4 protein-coding genes are annotated in these 3440 nt (G+C 44.4%); 3 read left to right on the plus strand and 1 reads right to left on the minus strand.

Annotated features, from left to right (window positions below):
• The first annotated feature begins 1022 nt into the window (after nucleotides 1-1022).
• The 3 genes from IM500_RS22925 to thiS all read left to right on the plus strand — a co-directional run bounded on the left by IM500_RS22925 (nucleotide 1023) and on the right by thiS (nucleotide 3223).
• Nucleotides 1023-1634, plus strand: coding sequence for an IS607 family transposase (locus IM500_RS22925; protein ID WP_190722096.1), 612 nt, complete (start codon nucleotides 1023-1025; stop codon nucleotides 1632-1634).
• Nucleotides 1635-1771: 137 nt separating this feature from the next.
• Nucleotides 1772-2788: a thiamine phosphate synthase gene (locus IM500_RS22930; RefSeq protein WP_190722095.1), complete on the plus strand. Its 1017-nt coding sequence runs from the start codon at nucleotides 1772-1774 to the stop codon at nucleotides 2786-2788.
• 225 nt (nucleotides 2789-3013) lie between these two features.
• Entirely contained in the window at nucleotides 3014-3223 is a 210-nt protein-coding gene (thiS, locus tag IM500_RS22935) for a sulfur carrier protein ThiS (RefSeq protein WP_043999042.1), read from the plus strand.
• Nucleotides 3224-3270: 47 nt separating this feature from the next.
• Here the strand turns inward: thiS and IM500_RS24645 are convergent.
• Nucleotides 3271-3440: zinc ribbon domain-containing protein (locus IM500_RS24645; RefSeq protein WP_353737935.1), on the minus strand; the 170-nt coding region annotated here is incomplete at its 5' end.

The following is a 3440-nucleotide window of genomic DNA, read 5'->3' on the forward strand; positions in this document are numbered from 1 at the left end:
CTTCTCAGAAAAAATTGAAAAGAGGCTACTGGGTACATTTTTCCCTTGAAAATGGCTGTACCGTTGACTGTATCTGGAGTAGAGCGATTCCGTAGAGTTGGCTGTATAGTGATCGCTAACCTGATTTTAACAGATAGTGTCATTAATCTCTAGAGTAAGGGATTCCCTCTGTAGCCATGTTTTTGCTGATTTTCTGCCCCGAAACAAGCTATAATGGTCTAAAGGTCAAATTTGAAAATTTTTGCCTCAAACCCTATCGGCGTAAGAACTTCAGGATTTTGTGTCCAGTAGTTCATTGGTATTGTATGGCTTGAACTCAGGCTCTGTAAGACTTTTAGCCATAGCTAGTATGTTTATACGGGGGAAGTCCAGAAATATACCCAAGCTTTTCTGGTCAAAGTTGGACAAATAAACAGGCTCTAAGTAGGTGGGTGGAATTAAATATAAGATGAACGTAGGTTGGGTTGAAGCATGAAACCCAACGCCCGCATGGGTTACGCTACCGCTAACCCATCCTACAAATAATTGTGCCTCCCTACTTAGTTCAAAAAAAAATCTCTCAATTCGTTACAAAACTTAATCAAGAGAGGTACAATGTATAAAACTTAACAGTTTTGACAGTCAAAACTGGAGTTCGATGGCAATCAACTCCCTAACGAGGTAACTTCCTTTTGCTCCCACAAAAATGTCACCCCAAAACCCCCGGACAAACTCAGGTTTTAGAAAGACCAAAAATCCCGTCTAATATCTCTATCTAAAGAGGTATGACTAATTTTCCCAAATCATCTATAGTTACCAGCGTAGGGCAATGGCAGTATAAAAGTGGACAACTGACTGTCTAAAGTTGGACGATTCTCTCTCGATAAATTTCTTTAATTAAAACCGGGTTAAGTTAAGACGCATTTAAACACCTTATTCTTAGATTAGCCGAATCTAACCCAATCCCTTTACTGTTGCCTCTTGCATGAGTGCCTCTTTCCTCATCTCAACAAGCAATTTAAATACTTAACAGCTTATATACTATGAATACTCTCATCACTATTCGAGAAGCTTCCGATTTACTCGGGGTTAGCATTAAAACCCTCCGGCGCTGGGAACAACAGGGTAAAATTTCCTCAATTCGTACCCGCGGCGGTCATCGCCGATTTCGACCGGAAGATCTCTTACAATCTGGTCAAGCAACCCCATTGATTATTGGCTATGCTCGTGTTAATCGACCTGAACAAAAACCCCAATTAGACACCCAGATAAAAGCGTTAGAAGAATTTTGCCATCAGCAGGGTCAACCCTTTGAAATTCTCACCGATATCGGCGACGGAGTCAGCCACAATCACCCTAATTTTATGCGTCTAGTGAAGATGATTTGTCAGGGTGAGGTGAAATCTCTAGTTTTAACCCATGCGGAAAGTGTGAGTCGCTTTTGTCATGATTTTATTTTGGGTTTGTGCCGTCTCTTCAAAATCCAAGTCATTCTCCTCAATCAAACCCAGGAATCCATTGCAGCTGAGGATTTAGTGGACGATCTGCAAGCCCTCGTCACCATCTGTTACGATCATCTCTACCCACTACATAACCCGGCTCATCGGCAATTACTAGAATACCTAGGAGCGCTTAAGGATGTCCGTGTGGCTTAAAATTATCCTTGGCCTGGGTTTCTTATCCCTCTTTTTAGTTGTCTGATGCCGCCTCTACTGTTCCCCGAACAACGGCCAAAAATAGTAATATTTTAGCTGACGGCTGACGGCTATATTGACATCCACATTAACGGCAAATGAAACTAGAAACCACGGCGATTAAACGGATTCTCGATGCTAACCTTGACCGCGCCAGAGAAGGACTGCGAATTATCGAAGAATGGTGTCGTTTTGGCTTAGATAATCCCGATTTAGCCCAAGAATGTAAAGAAATGCGCCATCAATTAGCTAGTTGGCACTCGATCGATCTTAAACTACATCGGGACACGGCCGGCGATATCGGCAGGGATTTAAGCCATCCCAGGGAAGAAATCCGGGAGACTGTCGAGGGACTGCTGCAGGCCAATCTCGCTCGCGTACAGGAGGCTTTTAGGGTTTTAGAAGAATACGGTAAACTCTATGATCTGGAGCTAGGGATAGCCTGTAAACAGCTGCGCTATCGGGTTTATCAGCTAGAGAGTAAACTATTAATCTCTCCACCTCTGGAAAGACTGCAAGCATCTCCCCTCTATTTAGTCACTTCTCCTGCCGAAAATCTGCTAGAAATCGTTGAATTAGCCCTAAAAGGGGGGTTAAAATTGGTGCAGTACCGCCATAAAACCGCCGCTGATACCATTCGTTTAGAAGAGGCCGCTAAACTGTGTGAGTTATGCCACCGTTACGATGCTTTGTTTATTATGAACGATCGCGTCGATATTGCTCAGGCCATTCATGCCGATGGTGTTCATCTCGGTCAACAGGATGTACCGATTTCCCTAGCGCGGCAATTTCTCGGTCCTGGGGCAATTATCGGCCGGTCCACCACTAATCCCCAAGAGATGGCCAAAGCAATCCAAGAAAAGGCCGATTATGTGGGAGTCGGGCCGGTTTATGCCACCCCCACCAAAGCAGGAAAAACCCCCGCAGGATTGGAATATGTCCGTTATGCGCGGGAAAATTGCCCTTTACCCTGGTTTGCGATCGGTGGTATTGATAGTAGTAACATTAAAGAGGTTTTAGAAGCAGGAGCGCAACAGGTAGCTGTAGTCCGGGCCATCATGGAAGCGCAGCACCCCGATGTGGTGACACAACAATTATTAAACCAATTAAAGTAGGGAGTGGGAAGTGGGAAGTGGGGTGTGGGGTGTAGGGTGTAGGGTGTAGGGTGTAGGGTGTAGGGTGTGGGGTGTGGAAAGAATAAATAAAAATAATCTCCTGTCTCCTGAATACTGTCTCCTGAATACTGTCTCCTGAATACTGTCTCCTGAATACTGTCTCCTGTCTCCTGTCTCCTGTCTCCTGTCTCCTCCGATTAACTTGATTCGTTTATATCCAAATCCATGTCAGAAATAACCTTGCAAATTAACGGCAAAACTCAAACCTGTTTACCCGCAACTAAACTAGGGCAAATGTTAGAAAATTTGGGCATGAATCCTCGGTTAGTTGCAGTGGAATATAACGGGGAAATCCTCCATCGTCAGTATTGGGAAAACACGGAAATCAAGGAGGGGGATAAATTAGAAATTGTTACTATTGTCGGAGGGGGTTGACACTCCCATCGCGCTTAAGCGAGGGATTCTTGGTTCACTGAGTTTCCTTAATCTGGCAGGACGTATCCAACATTCGCCAGAGGGAATCTCTCCCCAAGCGTATTAGTTTCGGTGTGTCCCACCGTACTTAGTCCCTTTTTGAGAATGTTGATAGCGGCGTTAATATCTCTATCTTCTACATAGCCACAATGGGGACAAACATGGGTTCTCGTCGATA

The sequence above is a fragment of the Microcystis sp. M179S2 genome, from assembly GCF_020245805.1.
Lineage (GTDB): Bacteria > Cyanobacteriota > Cyanobacteriia > Cyanobacteriales > Microcystaceae > Microcystis > Microcystis aeruginosa.